Raw genomic sequence first — 24,795 nt, forward strand, 5'->3', positions numbered from 1 at the left:
ATCGATAATAAAAATGCCGCTCAATGAGCGGCATTTTTGTAACGGTAACTTGAGTAATTAAGAGTTACTTACTTGCTACTTTTAGACCTGCGTTTACATCAACAATGTCTTGTTCGCTTAGCGTACCAACTGCTTGACGAAGCTGAAGTACACTTAGGATGTAGTTGTAACGAGCATCTGAAAGGTTTTTGTTCGCATCATATAGACGACGAGTCGAATCTAGTACGTCAACGATAGTACGAGTACCTACATCAAAACCAGCTTCTGTTGCTTCTAGAGCAGACTGAGCAGAAACTACAGACTGTTCGTAAGCGCGTAGAGCACCGATCGAAGCGCTGATGTTGTTGTTGAATGCACGTACGTCTTTTACAACGCTACGGTAAGTTGCTTCTAGATCTTCACTTGCTGCAACGTAGTTGTATTCAGCCTGTTTAGTCAATGAAGTTGTGTTACCACCCGTGTATAGAGGTACAACTAAGTTCAAACCAATGTTTAGGTTGTCTTGGTCGTAATCTTGGGTGCTGTTTGATTGATCTGAAACAGCGTAGCTACCATCTAGGGTTAAGCTTGGTAGGTGACCAGAGCTTGCTAGAGAGATGTTGTCTTTTGCTACGTCTTGAGAGATACGTGCAGCCAATAAGCTAAGGTTCTTTTGTTCTGCTTGTTCAACAAGTGCAACTGCAGACTCAGAAGATTTGCTTGCTGAGAAACGATCAGTATCTAGGATGCTTAGGTTAGAGTGTTCCTGACCTGTAATCTCACGAAGACCTTCGTAGCTATTCGTTAGGTCGTTCTCTGCAAGAACTTCATCAGCCAAAACACCATCGTACTGAGCTTGCGCATCATGTACATCGGTGATTGCTGAAAGACCTACTTCAAAACGTTGCTTAGTTTGCTCTAGTTGACGAGCAACCGCTGCTTTCTCTGCACGAACAAATTCTAGGTTATCTTGAGCGCGAAGCACTTCGAAGTATGCTGTCGCAACACGAAGGATCAAGGCTTGTTGTTCTGCCGCGTAAGCTGAATCAGATTGACGAGCGGTTTTCTCTGCCGTATCTAGTGTGATCCATGAAGAACGCTGGTAAAGCTCTTGGCTGAAGCCGATAGCAGCTCCCCAAGTGTTGTTATCAATGCTTGAATTACCAACACCTGATGTATCTCGATCACCACGATTAATGTCGTAGTTTGCTGTTAGGTTGATTTGCGGTAACAAAGAGCTACGACTTGACGTTACTGCTTCAAAAGCGGCATCGCGCTGCGCTGCTGAACGAAGAAGTTGTGGATCGTTCTGTTTTGCTTGGTCGTAAACTTCAGCTAGCGTATCAGCAAAAGCTGACGAACTCAGGCTGCCAATTGCTGCACTGATAAATAGTGGAAGCAGTTTTTTCATTTTCCTATTCCTGCCTTTTATGGAATTTTCTTTAGAAGAGTTTAACCCAGTTTGGTGGTAATTTACTCGAAACTTTGCACTTTTTTACAGTTAACTGTCCACTTGTGCAATATTTATTTTTTAAAGCTTAACTTTAATTATAAATTTTATATAAAAAGTTGAACCTTATCCTTGGTAGTTAACTCGGACAATGAGTAAACTATAAAGATCACTTAGTGAGGTACCAAATGCAACAGTATGACAATCAACGACATGAGTTTACTCCGCAAGATGTGGAAATAGTCTCAAAAGAGACGCTGTTTCGTGGTTTTTTCAAAATGGTCAAGTACACATTTAAACATAGACTATTTGAGGGAGGCTGGAGCCAACCAATAGAGCGTGAGATGTTTGAGCGTGGACATGCTGCCGCTTTGCTACCTTATGATCCTGTGCGTGATGAAGTGGTGATCGTCGAACAGATCCGTGTCGGAGCCCTAGAGCATGAGAACCCATGGCAATACGAAATTGTTGCTGGGATCATTGATACGGACGAATCGCCACAAGACGTCGCTCGTCGTGAAGCAATGGAAGAAGCCGGAGTCGAAGTCGGATCTGTATTGCCTATTACTTCGTATTATCCTTCATCTGGTGGTTGCTCTGAAAAGCTCGACGTCTTTGTTGGCTGTGTTGATGCAACGACAGCCAAAGGGGTACACGGATTGGACTACGAAGGTGAAGACATTCGTGTACAAGTGATGAGTCGCGAAGCTGCTTATCAGTTGGTAAAAGATGGTGTATTTGAAAATGGAGCCACGATCATTGCGCTACAGTGGCTACAATTGAACTACCAAGAATTACAGTCAGAGTGGATAGATTAACGTCATGCCAAATATCGCGGTCAAAAAACCGTATCATGTTGATCTTGCTGAATTGATGCGAGTTTACGAGACTAACTATGCCAAACTGAACGCTTTGTTACCGGTTGGGCATGAGGTTGGTGACGTTCGCTGTTACCAAGCCGTTAATATGGTGTATCAATTGACAGTGAATGAGGTCACAAAATACACCACATTAATAGATATATGTCAGAGTGATGCGATGCCAGTGTTTCCTTTGCCAAAAATGTCTGTCAGGCTATATCACGACGCTCGAGTTGCAGAAGTGTGCGCTAGCGGGGATTTTTCGCGAGTCAAAGCGAAATATGACTACCCCAACACTAAGCTTCTGCAAAAGGACGAGAAATTTCAATTGAATAAATTTCTTGGGGAATGGTTAACGTTTTGTTTAAAAACGGGTATCAGCCGAACCCCAATTGCCTTTTAATTGAGCCTATTTATCAACACTTTTAAAGTCTAAACAGTAACGTATCTGGATTTGTTATTTTGGAATTATCACACACTTCAAAATTTGATGAGAGCACTATTAAGCTTGTGCAGCTAACGGACACGCATTTATTTGCGCCGAGCAATGGCAGCTTATTAAGCATCAACACTCAAGATAGCTTTCGTGCTGTAGTCGATGGCATTGTTAGTCAGGGCTTTGACTATCAAGCGATTTTAGCAACCGGTGATATATCTCAAGATCACAGTGCTGAGTCGTACCAGAAATTTGAGTCAGGGATTCAGCCTTTGGAAAAGCCATGCTATTGGCTGCCAGGGAACCATGACTTTAAGCCTAATATGGGCAGTGTTTTACCATCACCACAAATACAGTGTGTTGAGCATGTCTTGCTAGGCGATAACTGGCAGATGGTGATGCTAGACTCGCAGGTGGTTGGTGTGCCTCATGGTCGCCTCAGCGATCAACAGCTTGACCTATTAGAACAGAAGCTGACGGAGTTCCCTGAACGTAATACCTTGGTTCTATTGCACCACCATCCATTGTTGGTTGGCAGCGCATGGTTAGATCAACATAACCTAAAAGACGCCGATCAATTTTGGGATGTGGTTCAACAGCACACCAATGTTAAAGCCGTACTGTGTGGTCACGTTCATCAAGACATGAACCGAGATCATCATGGTGTACAAGTCATGGCAACACCGTCGACTTGTGTGCAATTCAAACCTAACTCAGATGACTTCGCGGTTGATACTTTGTCTCCGGGCTGGAGAGAGATTGAATTACATCAAGACGGTACCGTTAGCACGCAAGTTCGTCGTCTGCCTCATGGGCAGTTCTTGCCTGATTTTAAGGCTGCTGGTTACTAATGAAGGCGGTTATTGATGCCAGGCTCTAATCAACAAGCTAATAAGCCATCGCTGCTTCTCTATATTCACGGATTTAACAGCTCATCACGTTCTCATAAAGCGAATGTGATGGCAGATTACTGTGCGGAGCATCGCGCTGATATTAAAGTCGTAACCCCTCAACTGCCGAGTTTCCCTCAACAAGCGGCACTTCATTTACAGCAGCTGGTGGAGCAATACAAAGAGCAATATCAAATAGCGTTGGTCGGTAGCTCGCTGGGTGGCTATCTTTCAACATGGCTGAATAGCCACTATGGTTTTAAAGCGGTGGTTGTAAACCCAGCAGTGAAGCCGTATGAGCTTCTTGCTGACTATTTAGGTGAACAAGTAAACCCATACACAGATGAACGATATGTACTGGAAACAAAACATATTGATGAACTGAAGGCGTTAGAGGTTTCGGCTATCGCTAAGCCGAGCGACTTCTGGTTACTTCAGCAAACGGAAGACGAAGTTCTGGATTACCGACAAGCGGTAGAGAAGTACCAAGGTGCAACACAGACAGTAGAAGAGGGCGGGGATCATAGCTTTGTTGATTTTGAACGCTACCCACAACAAATCATCACCTTTCTAAATCTTTAATCTGTTCCACCAACCAAGTGATTTTCTCTTGTTTGCCTGTTATTTCATCTATCAATGGTGAAATATCATAGTTTGATGTCTTAGTTTTTGAACTAGCTTGACATCATTACTCAGCTTCCAGACTATATTCCCCAATACTTCGCTCGTTCGCTCTACTATGACGGTTCATAGTAATGATTCTGCTTTAGTGAAACTGGAGCCAGCGAACTGACGCAAACTTTTTGAGTAAACTCCGTATTATGACTGAACAATATAATGCAAAAGACCTCGAGGTACTTGAAGGTCTCGACCCTGTGCGACACCGCCCGGGAATGTATACCGAGACAGAAAGACCTAACCACCTTGCCCAAGAAGTCATTGATAACTCGGTCGATGAAGCACTAGCGGGACACGCTAAGAAGATCAAAGTGGTACTTCATGCAGACCAATCGTTAGAAGTTACCGATGACGGCCGTGGTATGCCTGTCGATATCCACCCTGAAAAAGGGATCTCAGGTGTTGAGCTGATTTTAACTAAGCTCCACTCTGGCGGTAAATTCTCGAATAACAACTATAAGTTCTCTGGTGGTCTGCACGGTGTAGGTATCTCGGTTGTAAACGCGCTGTCAAAACGTGTTGAAGTGACCGTACGCCGAGAAGGTCAGGTTCACGAGATCGCACTTGAAGGCGGTCATGCAGTAACAGAGCTTACTGTGACGGGCACTTGTGGTCATCGTAACAGTGGTACATCAGTACATTTCTGGCCTGATCCTAAGTACTTCGATAGCCCTAAATTCTCGACACTTCGTCTGATTAACAACCTACGTGCAAAAGCAGTGCTTTGCCCAGGTTTAGAAATTACCTTTATCGACAAAGTCGGTGGTGAAGAGCATAAATGGTTCTATGAAGATGGTCTAAAAGACTACCTTGCCGAAGGCGTGAAAGGTTACACCTTGCTGCCTGAAGAACCGTATGTTGGCGAATTCGTTGCTGAAACAGAAATGGCAAACTGGGCGATCATCTGGCAGCCAGAAGGCGGCGACATGATCACCGAAAGTTACGTGAACTTAGTACCGACTAAACAAGGTGGTACACACGTAAACGGTCTTCGCCAAGGTCTTCTTGATGCAATGCGTGAGTTCTGTGAATTCCGTAATTTGCTGCCGCGTGGCGTTAAGCTAACGGGCGACGATATCTTCGATCGCTGTTCGTACGTACTGTCGGTGAAGATGCAAGATCCGCAGTTTGCTGGTCAAACAAAAGAGCGCTTGTCTTCACGTCAAACTGCTGCGTTTGTGTCTGGTGTGGTAAAAGATGCGTTTAGCCTGTGGTTGAACGAAAAGCCACAACTGGCAGAACAGCTAGCAGAAGCTTGTATTGCGAATGCCCACCGCCGTATGCGCGCAAGCAAAAAGGTTGTGCGTAAGAAAATCGCTTCAGGCCCAGCACTGCCGGGTAAGCTAACTGACTGTTCAGTTCAAGACTTAAGCCGTACCGAAATCTTCTTCGTGGAAGGGGACTCGGCGGGTGGTTCTGCTAAACAAGCACGTGATCGTGAGTTCCAAGCAGTTATGCCACTTCGCGGTAAGATCCTAAATACATGGGAAGTGTCAGCAGACCAAGTATTGGCTTCGCAAGAAGTGCACGACATCTCGGTGGCTCTAGGCATCGACCCGGACAACGATGATTTATCCGGCCTGCGTTACGGTAAGATCTGTATCCTTGCCGATGCGGACTCGGATGGTCTTCATATCGCGACACTGCTGTGTGCTTTGTTTACTCGCCATTTCCATGCATTAGTTGAAGCGGGTCATATCTATGTGGCAATGCCTCCTCTGTATCGTATCGATTGCGGTAAAGAAGTGTTCTACGCACTTGATGACGCAGAGAAAGACGGTGTGCTTGAGCGACTATCGCAGAAGAAAGCCAAGATCAACGTGCAACGATTCAAAGGTCTGGGTGAAATGAACCCACTTCAGTTGCGTGAAACCACCATGGATCCAAACACTCGTCGCCTTGTGCAGTTAACGATTGATGACAGCGAAGCAACCAACGAGATGATGGACATGCTGCTTGGTAAGAAACGTGCAGATGATCGCCGTACATGGCTACAGACTAACGGTGATATGGCCGAGGTATAATGGATGTCTAACGAAATTACATATGATGGCGTTGAACAGCTGCCAATGCGCAAGTTCACCGAAGATGCCTACTTAAATTACTCAATGTACGTGATCATGGATCGTGCATTGCCGTATATCGGTGATGGCTTGAAGCCAGTACAGCGTCGTATTATCTACGCGATGTCTGAGCTAGGCTTATCGGCTGCATCGAAATACAAAAAATCAGCACGTACCGTTGGTGACGTATTAGGTAAGTATCACCCACATGGTGACTCTGCTTGTTACGAAGCGATGGTATTGATGGCGCAGCCTTTCTCTTACCGCTACCCATTGGTAGATGGTCAAGGTAACTGGGGTGCTCCTGATGATCCGAAATCGTTCGCTGCGATGCGTTATACCGAAGCCAAATTATCTAAGTTTGCTGAGGTTCTTCTAGGTGAACTAGGTCAAGGCACTGTTGACTGGCAACCAAACTTTGATGGCACGATGAAAGAGCCTCAAATGTTGCCTGCTCGCCTACCTCACATCCTACTTAACGGTATTACAGGTATCGCGGTAGGTATGGCGACCGATATTCCACCACACAACGTGCGTGAAGTCGCTAATGCAGCCATTCACCTAATTGATACGCCTAAGTCTGAGCTTTCAGACGTGATGGGTTTCATTCAAGGTCCAGATTACCCGACTGAAGCTGAGATTATCTCCCCGAAATCGGACATCGAAAAGATCTACCGTACTGGACGTGGCAGCATCAAGATGCGCGCGGTTTGGCACAAGGAAGGCTCTGATATTGTTATCACGGCTTTACCTCATCAAGTGTCAGGTGCGAAGTTACTTGAGCAAATCGCTAACCAGATGCGCGCTAAGAAGCTGCCAATGGTTGACGACTTGCGAGATGAATCGGATCACGAGAACCCAACGCGTATCGTTGTCGTTCCTCGTTCGAATCGTATCGACTGTGACCAATTGATGAGTCACCTGTTCGCGTCGACGGATCTAGAGAAAAACTTCCGCGTTAACTTGAACATGATTGGTTTAGATAATCGTCCTCAAGTTAAAGGCTTAGTTCAAATCCTGAAAGAGTGGATCGAGTTCCGTCGCACAACGGTTCGCCGTCGTTTGCAGTACCGTTTAGATAAAGTACTGGCACGCTTGCACATCTTAGAAGGTTTGCTTGCTGCTTATCTTAATATCGATGAAGTGATTGAGATCATTCGTACAGAAGACGAACCATGTCCTGTCCTAATGAGCCGTTTCAACATTTCTGAAATTCAAGCCAATGCGATTCTTGATATTAAACTTCGTAACTTAGCTAAGTTAGAAGAGTTTAAAATCCGAGCGGAACAAGAAGAGCTTGAAGCTGAACGTGAGAAGCTTGAAAAGCTACTCGGTTCAGAGCGTCGCTTGAATACGCTGATCAAGAAAGAAATCCAAGCAGATGCGGATAAATACGGCGATGATCGTCGTTCACCTCTGATTGAGCGCGCTGAAGCGAAAGCGCTAACAGAGCGCGACTTAGTACCAAGCGAACCAATCACGGTTGTGTTGTCTGAGAAAGGTTGGATTCGTCATGCCAAGGGGCATGAAGTTGACGCTGAAGGTTTGAACTACAAATCGGGTGATAAATTCTTAGCGAGTGCTAAGGGTAAGAGTAACCAGCAAGCGGTGTTCCTCGGCAGTGATGGTCGAAGCTACTCCCTTGAGTCACATTCATTACCGTCGGCGCGAAGCCAAGGTGAGCCAATTACAGGCCGCTTGAACGTCAGCCCAGGTACTTCTATTCGCCAAGTGGTGATGGGAGAGAATGAACAATTATGGTTAGTCGGTTCTGATGCAGGTTATGGTTTTGTTTGTAAGGGTAGCGATCTGCTGTCCAAGAACAAGAGCGGTAAAGCCTTGGTTAACTTGCCACAAGCTTCTGAAGTGATGATGCCAAGCCCTATTGCTGACTTGGACAGTAATCAGATTCTGGCGATTACTAACCAAGGTCGTATGTTGTTGTTCCCGATTAAAGATCTCCCTCAGCTGAGCAAAGGTAAAGGCAACAAGATCATCAACATCCCTTCTGCGAAAGCAAAAGAGCGTGAAGAGTTTGTCTCACATCTTATGGCTATCCCAGAGAATGCGACGCTGACTATCTACGCCGGTAAACGTAAGCTTGGTTTGAAACCTGCGGATCTTGAAAACTTCCGTGGTGAACGTGGTCGTCGTGGTGGTCTACTGCCTAGAGGACTACAGCGAGTGACTCGCATCGATATCGAAGAGCAAAGTGAATCGTAGAGATACTTGAAACAATCTTTAGATAAAAGAAAACCCAGCCTATGAGCTGGGTTTTTTGTACTTGTGTATTAGCAGCTTGAATCATTGCTTACAGAGTTTGCTCTACAGGCGAGTATCTTCGGCGATGGTCACCTTTAAGGTTTTGCTTTCACCTTGGCGCAATATACCCACATCGATAACTGTACCAGGTCGCAGGTCGGTAACGATGTCCATTACACTCTGGCGACCATTTACTTGGTTATCGTTGATACTGACAATAATGTCTTGAGCTTCAAAACCCGCATCGGCAGCCGGACCATTAGGGTCTATCCCCAACACAACGATCCCGCCGATATTCTTAGTACCCAACATGCGTGAGGTGACTGAGTTGATGTCTTGTCCATCGATACCAATATAGCCACGAATCACACGACCATCGGCGATGATCTTTTCCATGATTTTATTAGCAAGCGGATAGGGGATAGCGAATGAGATCCCATAGGTTTCCATGTCGGTAGCTTGCTGGAAAGAGGCGGTATTGATACCGACTAGCTCACCTTGTGAGTTCACCAGTGCGCCACCTGAGTTACCTTCATTGATTGCCGCATCGGTCTGGATAAAGGCTTGATGGCCATCGGCACTGATCGAAGAACGGCCGGTTGCAGAGATGATACCAAAGGTTGTTGTTTGACCTAGGTTGTATGGGTTACCGATAGCCAGTACAACATCACCGACATTGGCTTTGTAATTAGGATTGAGTGGGATCACCGGTAGATTATCACCGCTGACTCTAAGTATCGCGATATCGGTGCGTTTGTCTGAACCGACAAGTTGCGCAGCTGCTACTCGGCCATCTTGAAGTGCCACAACTATTTGGTCTGCTTGAGCCACCACATGGAAGTTGGTAATGATGTAGCCTTTCTCGCTAACAATCACCCCAGAGCCCAAACCTTGTGTGAGCAGTTTGTTTCGATCGCTTTCAGCGTATTTACGGCTATAAATGTTAACCACTGCAGGCGCCGCGCGGCGAACTGCTTGGTTAAATGAAATCTGAAGAGAGCCAATATTATCGACTTTAGGGCTAGTGACGTCAGCGACAATCGCTGGTCTTAAGCTCGGGAAGGCGAGAAGAATAAGCGCCGCTGAAACGAGTCCAAGGGAAATAGAACGAAATAGAAAGGACAGCATGTTTCCCTCTTCAACAAGTAAGGTGTGAAGCCTCCATCAATGGATGACTGATTTGATTACAAGTGAAGCATAGCATTTTGATTGATCTAAAGAAAAGGGAGACTGAGTAAGTTTAAAGCAAACTTACTGAGCCTCCCTGTAATTGCGCTGACGTAAGACTATCGAATCACAAGATAGATAGTTCGGTCGCCTCGCTGGATATTAAGCGCCAGTACACCAGGTTGTTTTTCAAGAATCTCTCTAAACTCAGCAAGGTTCTTAACGGGCTGGCGGTTTACTCCGATGATGATGTCATCTTTCAGGAGTTGATAGGCTTCGGCTGGTGAACCTTGAGCAACATTCGATACCTTGACGCCCGTTGCAGAGTCACTCTCTGTTGTGTTGGTTAACTCAGCACCAGCTAGTCCTTCATGGAGCTTCTCAGCTTGTGTTTTATTATTGGTGGATTCACCAAGCGTCACATCAAAGGTTTTGCTCTTACCGTCACGAACCACACCCAGTTCAATCTGCTTACCAGCGCCGAGTGTTGCGACCTTAGCTCTTAACTCGCTGAAGGTATCAATGCGTTTGCCATTAATAGAGACAATAATATCGCCCGCTTTCAGTCCTGCTTTATCGGCTGCGCTGTCAGGGACGATTTGGCTAACAAAGGCGCCCTTGCTTGATTCATAACCGAGTGCTTCTGCCAATTCAGAGGTCACTTCTCCGCCTTGAACGCCAAGCATGCCGCGTTTTACTTCACCGAAGTCGAGAATTTGTTCTGTCAGGTTTGTCATCATATTAGAAGGGATTGCAAAGCCGATACCGACATTACCTCCGTTAGGGCCAAGAATGGCGGTGTTGATACCAATTAGCTCACCGTTAAGGTTCACTAGCGCACCACCAGAGTTGCCGCTGTTGATTGCTGCATCGGTTTGAATGAAGTTTTCAAAGTTTTCTAGATTCAGGCCGCTACGGCCGAGTGCAGAAACAATACCGGATGTCACGGTTTGCCCAAGTCCGAATGGGTTACCGATCGCGACACTAAAATCACCAACTCTTAGTTTGTCTGAGTCTGCGACTTTTATCTGGGTCAGGTTTTTGGCTTCTTCTAATTTTAGCAGTGCGATATCAGACATCTGGTCGCCGCCGATGAGCTCGGCATCGTACTCTCGACCATCATGAAGTTTTACTTTGATATCGTCCGCACCATTAATGACATGGTAATTGGTCACGATATGACCTTTCTCGGCGTCAATGATGACACCAGAGCCTAATCCGCGGAAGGGACGCTCTCGTGTTTGTTCTGGACCAAAAAAGAATTGAAATTGTTCAGGGATTTGCTGACGTTGTACCTGTTTGCCTTCTACGGCAATACTAACCACAGCGGGGGTCACTTGTTCAAGCATAGGAGCAAGGCTCGGTAATTGTTCATTACCCACACTTAGTGGCAGTGCGGCTGTTGCTTTAATGGGGGTGATGATTGAACTTAAGCTTAAAGTTAGCACTGATAAAGCAAGCAAAGGTTTTTTCATCATAAACTCCTCTCTAGTTAAGGTCTTAACCCTCTTATACGTTTAATAAGTATGATAAGTTTCAAATGACCTGAGTGAAAGTTATGACTCAAAAACCTTTGTAAAGTTCACAGAAGTGTTAAATGTTTACGATGCTTTTGCTGTAACAACATCGGGAGCATTCATGATTTCTTTCTTCTGCTCTGTAAATAAACCGGTTGCGCCATTAGCGTAATCTTTCGGTTGTTCCTCAAGTGTCGCCTCTTTTACTGAAGGCTTCTCTTGTGGCTTGTCCGAATGGGCAGCGGCTGTTTTCACAAACGGGTTATCTTGCTCTGGCAGGTTAGGAATCAGCTCTGAGCTTGTTTTTTCCATGTGTTGGTACAGTTTTGTGTAGTCTTTACCTAATGTGTCCAACATTTCTGCTGATTTCGCAAAGTGATCAGCCAGCTCTTGTCGCTGCTGCTCAAGGGCAAACTTTGCGCTATCCAATTCTTTCTGTACGTTCTTTTGTTTTTTGTATTCAGGTGTCATGAGACGAGAAATAGCGACCCCTAAAATAACTCCGACTAGTAAACCGGCAACGGCATACATCCAAGGCATAACAGCTCCTTATTATTGTTTTTTAACATGTTTGTTACTACTTAGTTACACGTGATACGGCTCCATGGTACTATGAGAAAGCCGCAGTATAAAGAGAAATGCGTGTGCGCTAGTTAGCAGTTTGATGCTGCATTATTCACCACATCACGTTATTCCTCGTACTGTTTGGGCTCATTTTTAGTTGTTGTCTGATATTGCTTTCATTGTGGAAATGTCGTCATGAATCCCATTAAAAAATACGAACAAGATATAAAAGAACATGGATTTCAAAGAGATCCAGCACAAGAGCAAGCCGTAAAATCTTTAGATGAACTCTTTCATCAATTTCAAGATTACATGAATACGCCCATTCCTCAACTGACTCGCTTCCAGAAATTACTAGGCAAAAAGCCAGAACTGCCACAACCACCGAAAGGTCTCTATTTTTGGGGTGGCGTAGGGCGAGGAAAAACGTACCTAATGGATACGTTCTATGATGCCTTACCGACCACTAAAAAAATGCGTGTTCACTTTCACCGCTTTATGTATCGAGTTCATGATGAGCTAAAGGCGCTAGGTAATGTGAGTGATCCATTGCCTTTAGTCGCAGACAAGTTGAAGGAAGAAGCGGACATTATCTGTTTCGACGAATTCTTTGTTTCAGACATCACCGATGCGATGATCCTAGGAACCTTGTTCCAAGAGTTATTCGCTCGAAACGCTATCTTGGTTGCGACCTCTAATATTCCACCTGCGGATCTGTATCGCAACGGGTTACAGCGAGCGCGTTTCTTACCTGCCATCAAGCTCATTCAAGACAACTGTCATATCCTTAATGTCGATAGTGGTATTGACTATCGTCTACGTACCTTAGAACAGGCTGAGATTTACCATTACCCGCTAGATAGCCAAGCGAATATTAATCTCGAAAAGTATTACGCTCAGCTGGTTGGTGAAGATAAAGAGAAGCTTAAGCAGATAGAGGTTAACCACCGTCAATTAGATGTAGTCGAAGCGAGTGATGGCGTACTGCATGGTACCTTTGCTCAGCTTTGTCAGTCGGCTCGTAGCCAGAACGACTATATTGAGTTGTCTCGGGTTTATCACACAGTTCTATTGGCGGATGTATTGCAAATGGGCGCGACTTCAGATGACGCTGCGAGGCGCTTCATTGCATTAGTTGATGAGTTCTACGAGCGCAATGTGAAGCTGATTATTTCAGCGGAAGTGGAGCTAGAAAAGCTATACACCCATGGTCAGCTAGAGTTTGAATTTAAACGTTGTCAGTCGCGTTTAATTGAAATGCAGAGCCATGAATATTTGGCAAAAGAACACTTAAGTTAGCTTTGATTATCTCGAATAAGAAATAGAATTAAAAAAATCGTGATTTTGTTCAAAAAGAGGTGATTTTTTCTTCGCTCTTCTCTATAATCCTGCGACCTACCGTTACTGCGGGCCTCTAGCGATGAGTAAAATCACGTTATGCCAAGAGTTTTCCAACACTCGAAGGGGTGATGAATGGTAACTCTTAGACAGTGGGAATACGCGAGTATTCCTTAAGTGTAAATTTTTTAAATAGGTAATTATTAGCATGAAAACTTTCGTTGCTAAACCAGAAACTGTAAAACGCGACTGGTATGTTGTAGACGCTGAAGGCAAAACTCTTGGCCGTCTAGCAAGTGAAATCGCTTCTCGCCTACGCGGCAAGCACAAAGCAGAATACACTCCTCACGTAGACACTGGTGATTACATCATCGTTGTTAACGCTGAGAAAGTTGCTGTAACTGGTAACAAAGCTAAGGGTAAGGTTTACTACCGTCACTCAGAGTTCCCAGGTGGTCTTAAAACTATCACTTTTGAAAAGCTAATTGCTAAGAAACCAGAAATGGTTCTAGAACTAGCAGTTAAAGGTATGCTTCCACGTGGTCCTCTAGGCCGCGCGATGTACCGTAAGCTTAAAGTGTACGCTGGTACTGAGCACAACCATGTTGCTCAACAGCCACAAGTACTAGACATCTAAGGGGATTATGAAAATGGCAGAGAATCAATACTACGGCACTGGTCGTCGCAAAAGCTCAGCAGCTCGTGTTTTCATCAAACCAGGCTCTGGTGAGATCGTAATCAACAAGCGTAGCCTTGATGTTTACTTCGGTCGTCCAACTTCTCGTATGGTTGTTAAGCAACCTCTTGAGCTAGTTGAACTAACTGAGAAACTTGACCTTTACATCACTGTTTCTGGTGGTGGTATTTCTGGTCAAGCTGGCGCAATCCGCCACGGTATCACTCGCGCTCTTATGGAGTACGATGAAACTCTACGTCCTGCTCTACGTGCAGCTGGCTACGTTACTCGTGACGCTCGTTGCGTTGAACGTAAGAAAGTTGGTCTACGTAAAGCTCGTCGTAAACCTCAATTCTCTAAGCGTTAATTTTTCTTTACGAAAAAGTACACGCCCCCAGTTTTACGACTGGAATTGTGGTTCAAAGCTCGGCTATATGCCGGGCTTTTTGTTTTTATACCCCCTCTAAACGCTTTCCCTTCCTCGTTTTATTTCCAAATTCTTATATTTTGAAAGCTTTTGTAACCCAATGTGCGCTTTGCCTCATGATTGTTACAAAAAGGTAGCTTTATCTTGTCAAAAAGTAGGGTTTTATTTATCATTTGCCGTCAATAAATAGAACTAAATACATATTTTGTTAGCCATGCTCTTTAATCGGAATTATTTCAATCCACAAGGAGCAAATGGGAGAATGTTTGGATGAGCAACGCGCCTTTAAATAACGGTCGCAGGCGTTTCTTAACCGCAACAACAGCCGTTGTTGGTGGTTTAGGAGCAGCTGCTGTAGCCGTGCCTTTTATTAAATCATGGAATCCGAGTGCCAAGGCGAAAGCTGCGGGCGCGCCGGTGGAAGTGGAAGTCAGTAAGTTAGAACCGGGACAAATGGTTCGTGTCGAGTGGCAAGGTAAACCTGTATGGGTTGTACGCCGTGCTGAGTCGGTACTAGAAAACCTAAAATCGATCGGTGGTCAACTTCGTGACCCTCAATCTGAAGCTGAACAACAACCAGAATACGCACAGAACGAGTTCCGTTCAATTAAGCCGGAATTCTTCGTTGCTGTTGGTTTCTGTACGCACTTAGGTTGTTCTCCAACTTACCTGCCGGATTCTTTTGCAGAACAAGTTCAGGGTGTTAAGTCTGGTTTCTTCTGTCCTTGTCATGGTTCAAAGTTTGATATGGCAGGTCGAGTATTCCAAGGCGTACCAGCTCCATTGAATCTTGTTGTACCAAAGCATATGTATTTGAGTGACACTAAGATCATGATCGGTGTGGACGAGGGAGACGCGTAATGCAAGGATTGCTTGATTGGGTAGAGAAACGTCTACCCGCGATGAATGCGTATAAAAAGCATTTATCTGAATACCCAATGCCTAAGAACTTTAACTTTTGGTACCTTTTCGGTTCTTTGGCAATGTTGGTATTGGTTAACCAAATCCTTACGGGTATTTGGCTAACAATGAACTACGTACCGTCAGGTGAGGGTGCATTTGCTTCTGTTGAATACATCATGCGTGATGTGGAATACGGTTGGCTACTACGTTACATGCACTCAACAGGTGCTTCGGCATTCTTCGTTGTTATCTACCTGCACATGTTCCGTGGCCTAATCTATGGTTCTTACCAAAAGCCTCGTGAGCTACTTTGGATCTTCGGTATGTTGATCTTCTTAGTGCTTATGGCTGAGGCTTTCATGGGTTACCTACTACCATGGGGTCAAATGTCTTACTGGGGTGCTCAGGTAATCATTTCTCTGTTTGGTGCGATCCCTGTTATCGGTGATGACCTAACGCTTTGGATCCGTGGTGACTACATCATCTCTGGTGCAACGCTGAACCGTTTCTTCGCACTGCACGTTATCGCTCTACCAATTGTACTTCTGCTGCTTATCGTACTTCACGTACTAGCACTGCACGAAGTGGGTTCGAACAACCCAGACGGTATTGAGACGAAACTTCCTAAAGGCACAATGGGCGACGACTACAAAACGCAGTTCCCATTCCACAAGGATTACACTAAGAAATACGACATCATTGACTCTATTCCTTTCCACCCATACGGGACCGTGAAAGATATGGTTGGTGTGGCCGGTTTCCTATTCTTCTTCTGTTATGTGCTGTTCTTTAACCCAGAGATGGGTGGATTCTTCCTTGAGCCGCCAAACTTTGAAGCTGCTAACCCACTGAAAACACCAGAGCACATCGCTCCGGTATGGTACTTCACGCCGTTTTACGCAATTCTGCGTGCTGTCCCTGATAAGTTGCTAGGTGTTGTAGCAATGGGCGCATCTATTGTTGTGCTATTCCTACTACCATGGTTCGACCGTTGTAAAGTGCGTTCTTACCGTTACCGTAGCAAACTGCATTTGATTAACATCATCCAATTCACAATAAGCTTTATTGCGCTTGGTGTACTTGGTGCGCTTCCAGCAACGCCAACATACACGCTACTGGCTCAAATCTTTAGCTTAGGTTACTTCATGTTCTTCGTTCTACTGTGGTTCTACAGTAAAAATGAAGCGACGAAACCATTACCAGAAAGGGTGACATTCAAATGAAAAAGTGGATTGTAATTTTATTTGCTATGTTGCCGTCACTGGTGATGGCAGCGGGTGCAAACGTACCATTAGACAAAGCGAACAATGATTTAACAGACAAAGCTTCATTGCAAAATGGCGCTAAGATGTTCATGAACTACTGTTTCGCTTGTCACTCAACGCAGTACCAGCGCTATGAACGTGTTGCGAATGATTTAGAGATCCCCGTTGATCTTATGAAGGAAAATCTGATTTTCGACCCTGAAGCGAAAATCGGTGACTTGATGGTTAATGCTATGCCTTCTGATCAAGCGGCAAGTTGGTTTGGTGCTCCGCCACCAGACCTAACATTGGTTGCTCGTGTTCGTGGCGCAGACTGGCTGTACACTTACCTTCGTACTTTCTATGAAGATCCGTCTCGTCCATTTGGCGTGAACAACATTGTTTTCCCAAGCGTTGGTATGCCGCACGTTCTTGAAGAACTGCAAGGTATCCCAACACCAATCTACGATACTCATATGGTAGATGGCGAGGAAGTGACGGTTGTTGTTGGCACTGAGACTGACGGCTCTGGCGAATTAAGTGCTGGTGAATACGACGAAGCAGTTCGTGACCTTGTTAACTTTTTGGTTTACTCGGGCGACCCAGTTCAACTTGAGCGTCACGCTATGGGTTGGTGGGTAATGGCCTTCTTAGTAATCTTCACTATCATCGTGATTTTGCTGAAGAAAGAGTATTGGCGTGATGTGCACTAATTGTGCTATAATACCGTGCTAATTCCCAAATTATGTTAATGTTCAATGGAGGCTTTAGGCCTCCATTGTTTTTATTTAAAGTGTACTGGAGGGCTCCATGGCTGTAGCTGCCAATAAACGTTCTGTAATGACTCTTTTCTCAAGTGCTTCTGATATGTATAGCCATCAGGTGCGCATCGTTCTTGCTGAAAAAGGCGTAAGTGTTGAAGTTGAGTTGGTTGATGAAAAAAATCTACCAGCAGAGCTTGTTGAACTGAACCCGTACAAATCAGTACCTACTCTTGTTGATCGTGAGCTTGCTCTATATGACTCGAAGATCATCATGGAATACCTAGATGAGCGTTTCCCTCATCCACCGTTGATGCCTGTATACCCGGTTGCTCGTGGTAACAGCCGTCTAATGATGTACCGCATTGAGCGTAACTGGTATTCAGTTGCAGAGAAGATCGTTAAAGGCAACGCTGAAGAATCTGAAGCAGCTCGCGTTAAACTGCGCAACGACCTACTGACTCTTGCTCCTATCTTCGCTGAGTATGAATACTTCATGAGCGAAGAGTTTAGCCTAATTGATTGTTACCTAGCTCCGCTATTATGGCGTTTACCTGAGCTTGGTATCGAACTAATTGGTCCTGGTTCTAAAGAGCTTAAGATTTACATGAACCGCGTATTCGAACGTGATTCATTCCTAGCTTCTCTAACTGAAGCTGAGCGTGAGATGCGACTCGTTCGCTAAGCGTTTATGGATATTTCTAATATGACTCCACGCCGACCATACATGCTTCGTGCATTTTATGAGTGGCTGGTTGATAACGAACTAACTCCACACCTTGTTGTTGAAGCAACATTACCGGGTGTGCGAGTTCCAGAAGAGTTTGTTCAAGATGGTCAGATCATTCTGAACATCGCGCCTCGTGCGGTTGGACAACTTGAACTGGGTAACGAAGCTGTGACGTTTAGTGCTCGCTTTAGTGGTCGTCCACACTCTGTGATCGTTCCGCTTTACGCAGTACAAGCGATTTATGCTCGTGAAAATGGTGCTGGTACCATGTTTGAACCTGAAGAGGCTTACATGGAAGCGTTTGAAGAAGGGATTGAAGAAAGTCCTTTTGAAGAACCAGAAAAAGGCCCATCTTTGAGCGTAGCAACGGCAGACGTAGATGCTGAAGAGCCAGACTCAGATCCTGAGCCACCTCGTCCAGCGAAAGGTCGCCCAAGCCTTCGTGTTATCAAATAACGTTAGTTATACCAATCACAGTAAGTAAGTGATCAGAAATAGCGCAGGAAAAAAGCTTGAGAGCAAGGCGGAATTTTTGATAAGTAGTTATTCTACAATCAAAAATTCTAACGCAGTTATCGAAATTTTTAACAAGCTAGAATGATAGATTATTTACTACGATTGGTATTAGATAACGAACCAAATAAAAAAGCAGCGACTCGTCGCTGCTTTTTCTTTTCTGCTATATCGCATTTAGTTGACTGGCTTACGGCTAGTTAACAGCCGTCTCTTCTTCACCGTATTCAAACGCTCGAATAACCTGTTTTACGCCAGATATGTTACGCGCAACTTCTGTCGCGATATCGGCATGCTCTCTAGTCACGAGTCCAAGTAGGAATACTTCTGAATCCTCAGTAATCACTTTTACTTTGATGCCGTTAAGCTCAGCATTCGCAAGCAGAGCTGATTTCACCTTAGTGGTAATCCAGCTGTCTTTACTGATAGCACTTACAGACAAAGGTTCTTTCACTCGAACCTGATTGTGGATGCTCTCAACGCCAGCTACTTCTTTGGCTTGGTTTTCAAAAGCGCGACGTTCTGAATCTGTGGTCGCTTGGCCCATCAGTACCACCGAACCTCGGTATGAGCTTGCGGTGACACGCACGTTGCCACGGAATGGTTGTTTATTGGTAATCGCTGCAACTTCGAATTCGATGTTGTTGTCGTTCCAAATCTCTTTGGTTGTTCGCGTATCTGTGACTAGGTTTGCAGTGGTTGCAGCACCAGCAATGAAAATGCCAGCGCAACCAGACAGAGACAGTGTAAGTAGCGAAACACTAATCAGCTTAAACAGCCTCATAGAGGTTAATGATTTCATTGTGATGCTCCGTATATCACTCTTCGTGAGCAGGGAAGAGTACTTGATCGATTAGGTCACATAGGCAGTGTAGTGTCACCATGTGTACTTCATGAATGCGCGCTGTACGGTGTGAAGGGATACGAATCTCTACATCGTGTTCACCAAGCAAACCTGCCATCTCACCACCATCTTTACCGGTAAAGGCGATGATGGTCATGTCGCGAGTTACCGCCGCTTCCATTGCCTTGATGATGTTCTTGCTGTTACCGCTAGTCGAGATCGCCAACAGGATATCGCCAGTTTGGCCAAACGCACGCACCTGCTTAGAGAAGATCTCTTCATAGTGGTAGTCGTTAGCCACAGCCGTTAGCGTGGTGTTGTCTGCTGTGAGTGCCATTGCTGGAAGGCTAGGGCGCTCTGTTTCAAATCGGTTGAGTAGGCACGATACAAATTGCTGAGCATTCGACGCCGAACCACCATTACCACAACAAAGAATTTTGTTTCCGTTAAGCAAGGTCGCAACCATGGCTTGAGCGGCATGCGTGATTGCGTCAGGCAGAGCTTCTGCAGCCGCAATTTGGATTTGAATACTTTCTGTGAAACTTTCTTTAATGCTGTCTAGCATGTTTATCCTTGGGTAATCGCGTTTTGAATCCAGTCGATAGTGTCATTCGGCCCTTCAATGGCAACAATATCAAACCTGAAATCTGTAGAGTGCACCGACAAGCCTTGCTGCATAAGCCAAACATTGGCTGTTTTGAGCAGTTTCTGTGACTTCTTGGCAGTCACCATTTCAGCGGCATGTCCGTAGCGGGTTTGCTTGCGGTATTTTACCTCAGCAAACACAACCGTATTGTTATGGCGCATTATAAGATCAATCTCGCCACATTTTGCTATGAAGTTTTCTTCTATTAACGATAAACCGTGGTTAATCAGATAAGATTTTGCCACGGTCTCGTATTTATCACCCACTTGTTTGTGGGTGATGCTTGGTTTGGATAGGAGCTTTCGGCTAAAAAGCCCCATGCTCTGCCCAGCTGATTTCACGTTGAACCACACAGTTGTTATCGATGGTTAGCACACCCGTTTCACCTGGAATGCTGTAACCCTGTACGGCTTTCATCTGTGGTAGTGCATCCATTAGGTAGTATGCATCCATTCCCAGTGCTTGCAGGCGTTTTTGGCCGTTTGAGTGTGCAGGCCATAGGTCGTTGAGCTCTTTATTAAGCTCGTTTTTATTCTCAACTAATAGTGGGATATCGCTGTAGAACACACCGGTTAGGTCTTCATACTGCTTATCACCGCTGTTGCTGCGTGAGTTCGAGAACAGAGCGGGTTGGCTCGCATCTGGGTTAATTGCAACTTCAATGAAGGGTTTGATTAGTGTTAGCTCTGAGTTCTTAGCCACAATGTAGACAGAATCGATATCACGACGGCTGCGTGGCTCTGTTTCTAGGTCTAGGTTCAGTAACCCGTCCATTTGAGCGATACGCTGTTGGCTCTCTTGCAAGCCGAATACCTGATTCACATTGCGTTGCAGTTGGCGTTTGTCAGAGAACAAGCTGATAGCAACATCATTGCTGCTGTATTTTTTCCACTCTTCCTTAAACGCTTGCTCAACACGCTCACCTAAACGTCCTCTTGGCGCAAGGATAAGCGGATACTTGTAGCCTTGAGCAAATAGGTGTTTCGCTGCCTGAGCAACTTCTTGTTCTGGCGATAGAGCGAGATAACAAATGTTAGTATCAGGTTCTAGTTGTGTTGGAATGTTCAGAGCTAATGCTGGAATCGAGTTCTCGTGGTTTTTCTGCGCTTGCTGAAGTTTAGTGATGTTGCTCTTAATCAGCGGGCCAACGATGAAATCAACGTTGTTCTCTTCCAGTGTCGCTTTAATCTCAGCGGCACTTTGCACGTTGGTATCCATTACCGTCAGCGTTGCATCTTCTTCACGCTCTTTGTCATTCATCATCGCAAAGATGAAACCGTCACGTACAAGTTGTGCTTGCTTACCGTATTTACCGGTTAGAGGCAGTAATAGTGCAGTGCTGGTTGGCTTGCTGATCTCTAGCGCCAAGATGTCAGTGATCGCTTGAGGTGTGTATGTCGCTGCTGGGTGTTGAGAATTCTCTGCTAGCCAACCAGACAGGGTTTCCTGCAGGTTTGGAAGATTTGAGTTCAGCGTCTTCATGTAGATTGCCAGTTGTAACCAACCTGAAAGCACATCTTCTGTCGGTGATGTTTTCAGTTCTAGAATCTCGTATTGAGAGTAGCTATTCAGGTTTTGCCAAATACGGTCGGCAGTTTGCTGTTGAAGCTCGTCGTCAGCCTCTAGGTACTCTGAATAGAGCACTAACTCACGGCTTGCCTCGAAATACTCACTCTTCATCTCTGAGATGTTCGCGCGTAGCTCGTGATAATCTTTCCACTGCTCGTTCGGAAGCTTCCACCAAGGCTGGAAGTTTAGTTGGCTATAAGCTTGATCTGGCTGTGAGTTATTCACCAGCAGCTGAGCGCGCGCTAATTGCCATTCCGCTTGTTGCGTTTCGCTCAGCTCTTGTTTTGCTAAGCGTTTAATCAGCAGAGTTGCTTGATCGGTTTTTCCAACTTGCACAGAAGCCTTAAGCGCCATGATTAACCAGTCGTTTTGTAGACTTCCTTTGCTACTATCCGCCTGCATCATGTAACTTTCAGTTGATTGCGCTGGATCTAGTGTAATATCAACGCTCGTTGGTGCTTGAGGACCTGAAGAACAAGCCGCCAATGTAATTGCTAATGCAATTGGAGTTAGTAAGCGTGGTACACTGAGTCTCTTATGGTTCATCGTTGCCATGAGTTCTTTAAATTCCGTATAAATTTGTATCTATATTAATCGTTGAAGTGATGGTAAACAAATGACAGATAACAAAACCTTGCTCACAGAGAGCCCAACTCTCTACATTGTGCCAACCCCAATCGGAAATTTGGGAGATATCACTCAAAGAGCAATTGAAATTTTATCAAGTGTCGATGTTATTGCAGCCGAAGACACACGCCACACGGGTAAGCTGCTTGCTCACTTCAATATATCAACCAGAACGTTCGCTTTACATGATCATAATGAACAAACTAAAGCGCAAGTTCTAGTCGAAAGGTTATTAGAAGGTCAGTCTATCGCATTAGTCTCTGATGCGGGTACACCTTTAATCAGTGACCCAGGTTACCATCTTGTCTCACAATGTCGTCAAGCGGGTGTGAGAGTTGTGCCACTTCCTGGTGCTTGTGCAGTGATTACGGCATTGAGTGCGTCTGGTTTACCGTCTGATCGTTTCAGCTTTGAAGGCTTTTTGCCGCCAAAGAGCAAAGGTCGTAAAGATAAGTTCCTAGAGATCGCGAAAGCAGAGCGCACGTGTATCTTCTACGAATCACCACATCGAATCTCAGATTCTCTACAAGATATGCTTGAGATCTTAGGCCCAGACCGTGAAGTTGTCTTGGCACGTGAGCTGACTAAGACATTCGAAACAATTCAAGGATTGCCACTGGGTGAGTTGATTGAGTGGATTGAAGAAGATTCGAACCGTAAGCGCGGTGAGATGGTGTTACTGATTCATGGTCATCGTGAAGAAGCGAGCACAGAACTGCCAGACGAAGCGACTCGCACACTAGGCATTCTAACCAAAGAGCTGCCTCTTAAAAAAGCGGCGGCGATGACGGCAGAAATCTACAATCTGAAAAAGAACGCGTTATACAAATGGGGCCTAGAGCATCTAGACCACTAGAAACCTCTTTATAGAGTAGCTAACCTGTATTGAAAAGCTTGTGAGGAGTGATGGTATTGCCGTTATTCCTCTTTTTTTGTCTGAATTGTGTAAAATTCACGCAGTTGCTTAGAGGTTTGCACCATATTTGTGATCTCGCTAGACACTGCACCCTAATCTCTATACAATCCGCCCTCGGAGTTGAACGGGTAATCGCTGCTTTGCTGATGTCCTTCGGGAGACTGACGTTGAGGTCCTTCGGGAAACTGACGTTGAAGTCCTTCGGGAGACTGGCAGAGGGGAGGAACGTCCGGGCTCCATAGAGCAGGGTGCCAGATAACGTCTGGGGGGCGCGAGCCCACGACAAGTGCAGCAGAGAGAAGACCGCCGATGGCCTCATTTCTTCGGAAGGGGCACAGGTAAGGCTGAAAGGGTGCGGTAAGAGCGCACCGTGCGACTGGCAACAGTTCGTAGCAAGGTAAACTCCACCCGGAGCAAGATCAAATAGGCCCTCACATTGCGTTGCTCGCGTATGGGGGCGGGTAGATTGCTTGAGCCTGTGAGCGATTGCAGGCCTAGACGAATGGTTACCGCCGCGCAAGCGGAACAGAACCCGGCGTATGTGTCAACTCCACCTATATAAAGAACCCATCATTACTTAACGGTAGTGATGGGTTTTTTGCTTTATATTGACGTAAATTATTTAGATTTCCTTAGAATCCTTCACCCTGATATGAGCTTGGGTCAAAAATTCCCAAAGCCTATACACAATATGGTGGAGATACGGCGTGAAATCAGTACACTAAAACGTTAATAGAACAAATTATTGCCGAACTAATGGCTCAATCCACTCACTGAGAAGACTATGACAGAAGCATTCAAACATATTTCAGTATTGCTTAACGAATCTATTGACGGACTTGCGATCAAACCTGACGGTACCTACATCGATGGTACTTTTGGCCGTGGTGGTCACAGCCGTACAATCCTGTCTAAACTGGGCGAGAATGGACAACTCTTTAGTATTGACCGCGATCCACAAGCGATTGCAGAAGCGCAAAAGATTGATGACCCTCGTTTTACGATTATTCACGGCCCGTTCTCAGGTATGGCTGAATATGCAGAGCGTTATGACTTAGTCGGTCAAGTGGATGGTGTGTTACTGGATCTAGGTGTTTCTTCACCACAGCTAGATGACGCTGAGCGTGGCTTTAGCTTCATGAAAGACGGTCCGCTTGATATGCGTATGGACCCAACAACCGGTATTCCTGTCTCTCAGTGGTTAGTTGAAGCCGATCTTGATGACATCACATGGGTTATTCGTGAGTTCGGTGAAGACAAACACGCTCGTCGTATCGCGAAAGGCATCATTGCTTATCAAGAGAATGAAGAGAACGAACCACTAACGCGTACCGGTCAGTTGGCTAAGCTTATCTCGGATGTAGCTCCAAAAAGCTTCAAAGAGAAAAAGCACCCAGCAACACGTGCTTTCCAAGCCTTCCGTATCTACATCAACAGTGAACTTGAAGAGATCGATACAGCCCTGAAAGGCGCAGCAAGCATTCTTGCTCCTCAAGGCCGTTTGTCTGTTATTAGCTTTCACTCTCTTGAAGACCGCATGGTGAAGCGCTTTATCCGTAAAGAGAGCCAAGGTCCGCAAGTACCACATGGCCTGCCACTAACAGAAGAGCAGATCAAAGCGCTAGGCAGTGCTGATCTTAAGCCTGTTGGTAAAGCGATCAAGCCTTCTAAAGATGAAGTGGATGAGAATACTCGTTCGCGTAGCTCAGTATTACGAATCGCAGAAAAGCTATAG

24 protein-coding genes and 1 other RNA gene are annotated in these 24,795 nt (G+C 45.3%); 17 read left to right on the plus strand and 8 right to left on the minus strand.

Annotated features, from left to right (window positions below; translation table 11 throughout):
- Positions 1 to 64: 64 nt before the first annotated feature.
- Positions 65 to 1,390 carry an outer membrane channel protein TolC gene (tolC, locus tag AB4274_RS15660; RefSeq protein WP_017061424.1) on the minus strand — a complete coding sequence of 442 codons (1,326 nt, stop codon included), beginning with the start codon at positions 1,388 to 1,390 and terminating at the stop codon, positions 65 to 67.
- A gap of 227 nt (positions 1,391 to 1,617) precedes the next feature.
- Here tolC and nudF point away from each other — a divergent pair, with 227 nt between their 5' ends.
- From nudF to parC, 6 genes are all read left to right on the plus strand, one after another.
- Positions 1,618 to 2,247, plus strand: coding sequence for an ADP-ribose diphosphatase (gene nudF, locus AB4274_RS15665; RefSeq protein WP_017061425.1), 630 nt, complete (start codon positions 1,618 to 1,620; stop codon positions 2,245 to 2,247).
- A gap of 4 nt (positions 2,248 to 2,251) precedes the next feature.
- Entirely contained in the window at positions 2,252 to 2,692 is a 441-nt protein-coding gene (locus AB4274_RS15670) for a DUF1249 family protein (RefSeq protein WP_008222561.1), read from the plus strand.
- Positions 2,693 to 2,751: 59 nt separating this feature from the next.
- On the plus strand, positions 2,752 to 3,576 hold the full coding sequence (cpdA, locus tag AB4274_RS15675; RefSeq protein WP_017061426.1) for a 3',5'-cyclic-AMP phosphodiesterase: 825 nt from the start codon (positions 2,752 to 2,754) through the stop codon (positions 3,574 to 3,576).
- A gap of 15 nt (positions 3,577 to 3,591) precedes the next feature.
- On the plus strand, positions 3,592 to 4,197 hold the full coding sequence (gene yqiA / locus AB4274_RS15680; RefSeq protein WP_017061427.1) for an esterase YqiA: 606 nt from the start codon (positions 3,592 to 3,594) through the stop codon (positions 4,195 to 4,197).
- A gap of 239 nt (positions 4,198 to 4,436) precedes the next feature.
- A complete protein-coding gene (gene parE, locus AB4274_RS15685; protein ID WP_017061428.1) occupies positions 4,437 to 6,317 on the plus strand; it encodes a DNA topoisomerase IV subunit B in 1,881 nt (626 codons plus the stop codon).
- A 3-nt stretch (positions 6,318 to 6,320) separates the two neighbouring features.
- A complete protein-coding gene (gene parC, locus AB4274_RS15690) occupies positions 6,321 to 8,579 on the plus strand; it encodes a DNA topoisomerase IV subunit A (RefSeq protein WP_017067236.1) in 2,259 nt (752 codons plus the stop codon).
- 102 nt (positions 8,580 to 8,681) lie between these two features.
- On the opposite strand, the gene degS is transcribed toward parC, so the two are convergent.
- The 3 genes from degS to zapG form a co-directional block, all read right to left on the minus strand.
- Positions 8,682 to 9,746 (minus strand): outer membrane-stress sensor serine endopeptidase DegS, encoded by a 1,065-nt coding sequence (gene degS / locus AB4274_RS15695; protein ID WP_017061430.1) that lies wholly within the window; start codon positions 9,744 to 9,746, stop codon positions 8,682 to 8,684.
- A gap of 158 nt (positions 9,747 to 9,904) precedes the next feature.
- Entirely contained in the window at positions 9,905 to 11,260 is a 1,356-nt protein-coding gene (locus AB4274_RS15700; protein WP_017061431.1) for a Do family serine endopeptidase, read from the minus strand.
- A 126-nt stretch (positions 11,261 to 11,386) separates the two neighbouring features.
- Entirely contained in the window at positions 11,387 to 11,842 is a 456-nt protein-coding gene (gene zapG, locus AB4274_RS15705) for a Z-ring associated protein ZapG (RefSeq protein WP_017061432.1), read from the minus strand.
- 219 nt (positions 11,843 to 12,061) lie between these two features.
- On the opposite strand from zapG, the gene zapE reads away from it, so the two are divergent.
- From zapE to sspB, 8 genes are all read left to right on the plus strand, one after another.
- On the plus strand, positions 12,062 to 13,165 hold the full coding sequence (gene zapE, locus AB4274_RS15710; RefSeq protein WP_017061433.1) for a cell division protein ZapE: 1,104 nt from the start codon (positions 12,062 to 12,064) through the stop codon (positions 13,163 to 13,165).
- 247 nt (positions 13,166 to 13,412) lie between these two features.
- On the plus strand, positions 13,413 to 13,841 hold the full coding sequence (gene rplM, locus AB4274_RS15715) for a 50S ribosomal protein L13 (RefSeq protein WP_010434689.1): 429 nt from the start codon (positions 13,413 to 13,415) through the stop codon (positions 13,839 to 13,841).
- A 13-nt stretch (positions 13,842 to 13,854) separates the two neighbouring features.
- Positions 13,855 to 14,247, plus strand: a complete 393-nt coding sequence (gene rpsI / locus AB4274_RS15720) for a 30S ribosomal protein S9 (protein ID WP_004740758.1) — start codon at positions 13,855 to 13,857, stop codon at positions 14,245 to 14,247.
- Positions 14,248 to 14,577: 330 nt separating this feature from the next.
- On the plus strand, positions 14,578 to 15,168 hold the full coding sequence (gene petA / locus AB4274_RS15725; protein ID WP_017061434.1) for a ubiquinol-cytochrome c reductase iron-sulfur subunit: 591 nt from the start codon (positions 14,578 to 14,580) through the stop codon (positions 15,166 to 15,168).
- Entirely contained in the window at positions 15,168 to 16,433 is a 1,266-nt protein-coding gene (locus tag AB4274_RS15730) for a cytochrome bc complex cytochrome b subunit (protein WP_017061435.1), read from the plus strand. Before petA ends, AB4274_RS15730 begins: the two co-directional genes overlap by 1 nt.
- The gene (locus tag AB4274_RS15735) at positions 16,430 to 17,167 is read left to right on the plus strand and encodes a cytochrome c1 (protein ID WP_017061436.1); all 738 of its coding nucleotides are present in this window, start codon (positions 16,430 to 16,432) and stop codon (positions 17,165 to 17,167) included. The genes AB4274_RS15730 and AB4274_RS15735 overlap by 4 nt, the downstream gene beginning before the upstream one ends.
- 97 nt (positions 17,168 to 17,264) lie before the next feature.
- A complete protein-coding gene (sspA, locus tag AB4274_RS15740) occupies positions 17,265 to 17,900 on the plus strand; it encodes a stringent starvation protein SspA (RefSeq protein WP_009848943.1) in 636 nt (211 codons plus the stop codon).
- 6 nt (positions 17,901 to 17,906) lie between these two features.
- Positions 17,907 to 18,401, plus strand: a complete 495-nt coding sequence (sspB, locus tag AB4274_RS15745) for a ClpXP protease specificity-enhancing factor (protein WP_017072808.1) — start codon at positions 17,907 to 17,909, stop codon at positions 18,399 to 18,401.
- Between the two features lie 253 nt (positions 18,402 to 18,654).
- Here the strand turns inward: sspB and AB4274_RS15750 are convergent, their stop codons facing one another.
- From AB4274_RS15750 to AB4274_RS15765, 4 genes are read right to left on the minus strand one after another with little or no spacing between them, the layout of a single operon-like run.
- A complete protein-coding gene (locus AB4274_RS15750) occupies positions 18,655 to 19,260 on the minus strand; it encodes a BON domain-containing protein (RefSeq protein ID WP_017059276.1) in 606 nt (201 codons plus the stop codon).
- A 16-nt stretch (positions 19,261 to 19,276) separates the two neighbouring features.
- Complete coding sequence (locus AB4274_RS15755; RefSeq protein ID WP_004729817.1) at positions 19,277 to 19,867, minus strand: phosphoheptose isomerase; 591 nt, start codon at positions 19,865 to 19,867, stop codon at positions 19,277 to 19,279.
- A 2-nt stretch (positions 19,868 to 19,869) separates the two neighbouring features.
- Positions 19,870 to 20,268, minus strand: a complete 399-nt coding sequence (locus tag AB4274_RS15760) for a YraN family protein (RefSeq protein WP_372112600.1) — start codon at positions 20,266 to 20,268, stop codon at positions 19,870 to 19,872.
- A complete protein-coding gene (locus AB4274_RS15765; RefSeq protein ID WP_372112577.1) occupies positions 20,255 to 22,072 on the minus strand; it encodes a penicillin-binding protein activator in 1,818 nt (605 codons plus the stop codon). Before AB4274_RS15765 ends, AB4274_RS15760 begins: the two co-directional genes overlap by 14 nt.
- Positions 22,073 to 22,133: 61 nt before the next feature.
- On the opposite strand from AB4274_RS15765, the gene rsmI reads away from it, so the two are divergent.
- The 3 genes from rsmI (at position 22,134) to rsmH (ending at position 24,795) form a co-directional block, all read left to right on the plus strand.
- Entirely contained in the window at positions 22,134 to 23,000 is an 867-nt protein-coding gene (gene rsmI, locus AB4274_RS15770) for a 16S rRNA (cytidine(1402)-2'-O)-methyltransferase (protein ID WP_171732329.1), read from the plus strand.
- Positions 23,001 to 23,176: 176 nt separating this feature from the next.
- Positions 23,177 to 23,616, plus strand: an RNA gene (gene rnpB, locus AB4274_RS15775) — RNase P RNA component class A.
- 228 nt (positions 23,617 to 23,844) lie between these two features.
- Entirely contained in the window at positions 23,845 to 24,795 is a 951-nt protein-coding gene (gene rsmH, locus AB4274_RS15780; RefSeq protein ID WP_372112579.1) for a 16S rRNA (cytosine(1402)-N(4))-methyltransferase RsmH, read from the plus strand.

This window comes from Vibrio sp. 10N.261.55.A10 (assembly GCF_041470825.1).
Taxonomy (GTDB): domain Bacteria; phylum Pseudomonadota; class Gammaproteobacteria; order Enterobacterales; family Vibrionaceae; genus Vibrio; species Vibrio crassostreae_C.

Excerpts from the sequence above, each read along its gene's own strand:
- AB4274_RS15735 (WP_017061436.1), top strand. The coding sequence starts at position 16,430 with ATGAAAAAGTGGATTGTAATTTTATTTGCTATGTTGCCGTCACTGGTG.
- sspB (WP_017072808.1), top strand. The coding sequence starts at position 17,907 with ATGGATATTTCTAATATGACTCCACGCCGACCATACATGCTTCGTGCA.
- rsmH (WP_372112579.1), top strand. The coding sequence starts at position 23,845 with ATGACAGAAGCATTCAAACATATTTCAGTATTGCTTAACGAATCTATT.
- AB4274_RS15750 (WP_017059276.1), bottom strand. The coding sequence starts at position 19,260 with ATGAAATCATTAACCTCTATGAGGCTGTTTAAGCTGATTAGTGTTTCG.
- yqiA (WP_017061427.1), top strand. The coding sequence starts at position 3,592 with ATGCCAGGCTCTAATCAACAAGCTAATAAGCCATCGCTGCTTCTCTAT.
- sspA (WP_009848943.1), top strand. The coding sequence starts at position 17,265 with ATGGCTGTAGCTGCCAATAAACGTTCTGTAATGACTCTTTTCTCAAGT.
- AB4274_RS15755 (WP_004729817.1), bottom strand. The coding sequence starts at position 19,867 with ATGCTAGACAGCATTAAAGAAAGTTTCACAGAAAGTATTCAAATCCAA.
- petA (WP_017061434.1), top strand. The coding sequence starts at position 14,578 with ATGAGCAACGCGCCTTTAAATAACGGTCGCAGGCGTTTCTTAACCGCA.
- nudF (WP_017061425.1), top strand. The coding sequence starts at position 1,618 with ATGCAACAGTATGACAATCAACGACATGAGTTTACTCCGCAAGATGTG.
- parE (WP_017061428.1), top strand. The coding sequence starts at position 4,437 with ATGACTGAACAATATAATGCAAAAGACCTCGAGGTACTTGAAGGTCTC.
- rpsI (WP_004740758.1), top strand. The coding sequence starts at position 13,855 with ATGGCAGAGAATCAATACTACGGCACTGGTCGTCGCAAAAGCTCAGCA.
- AB4274_RS15730 (WP_017061435.1), top strand. The coding sequence starts at position 15,168 with ATGCAAGGATTGCTTGATTGGGTAGAGAAACGTCTACCCGCGATGAAT.
- AB4274_RS15670 (WP_008222561.1), top strand. The coding sequence starts at position 2,252 with ATGCCAAATATCGCGGTCAAAAAACCGTATCATGTTGATCTTGCTGAA.
- zapE (WP_017061433.1), top strand. The coding sequence starts at position 12,062 with ATGAATCCCATTAAAAAATACGAACAAGATATAAAAGAACATGGATTT.
- AB4274_RS15760 (WP_372112600.1), bottom strand. The coding sequence starts at position 20,268 with ATGGGGCTTTTTAGCCGAAAGCTCCTATCCAAACCAAGCATCACCCAC.
- zapG (WP_017061432.1), bottom strand. The coding sequence starts at position 11,842 with ATGCCTTGGATGTATGCCGTTGCCGGTTTACTAGTCGGAGTTATTTTA.
- AB4274_RS15765 (WP_372112577.1), bottom strand. The coding sequence starts at position 22,072 with ATGGCAACGATGAACCATAAGAGACTCAGTGTACCACGCTTACTAACT.
- AB4274_RS15700 (WP_017061431.1), bottom strand. The coding sequence starts at position 11,260 with ATGAAAAAACCTTTGCTTGCTTTATCAGTGCTAACTTTAAGCTTAAGT.
- rplM (WP_010434689.1), top strand. The coding sequence starts at position 13,413 with ATGAAAACTTTCGTTGCTAAACCAGAAACTGTAAAACGCGACTGGTAT.
- rsmI (WP_171732329.1), top strand. The coding sequence starts at position 22,134 with ATGACAGATAACAAAACCTTGCTCACAGAGAGCCCAACTCTCTACATT.
- degS (WP_017061430.1), bottom strand. The coding sequence starts at position 9,746 with ATGCTGTCCTTTCTATTTCGTTCTATTTCCCTTGGACTCGTTTCAGCG.
- tolC (WP_017061424.1), bottom strand. The coding sequence starts at position 1,390 with ATGAAAAAACTGCTTCCACTATTTATCAGTGCAGCAATTGGCAGCCTG.
- parC (WP_017067236.1), top strand. The coding sequence starts at position 6,321 with ATGTCTAACGAAATTACATATGATGGCGTTGAACAGCTGCCAATGCGC.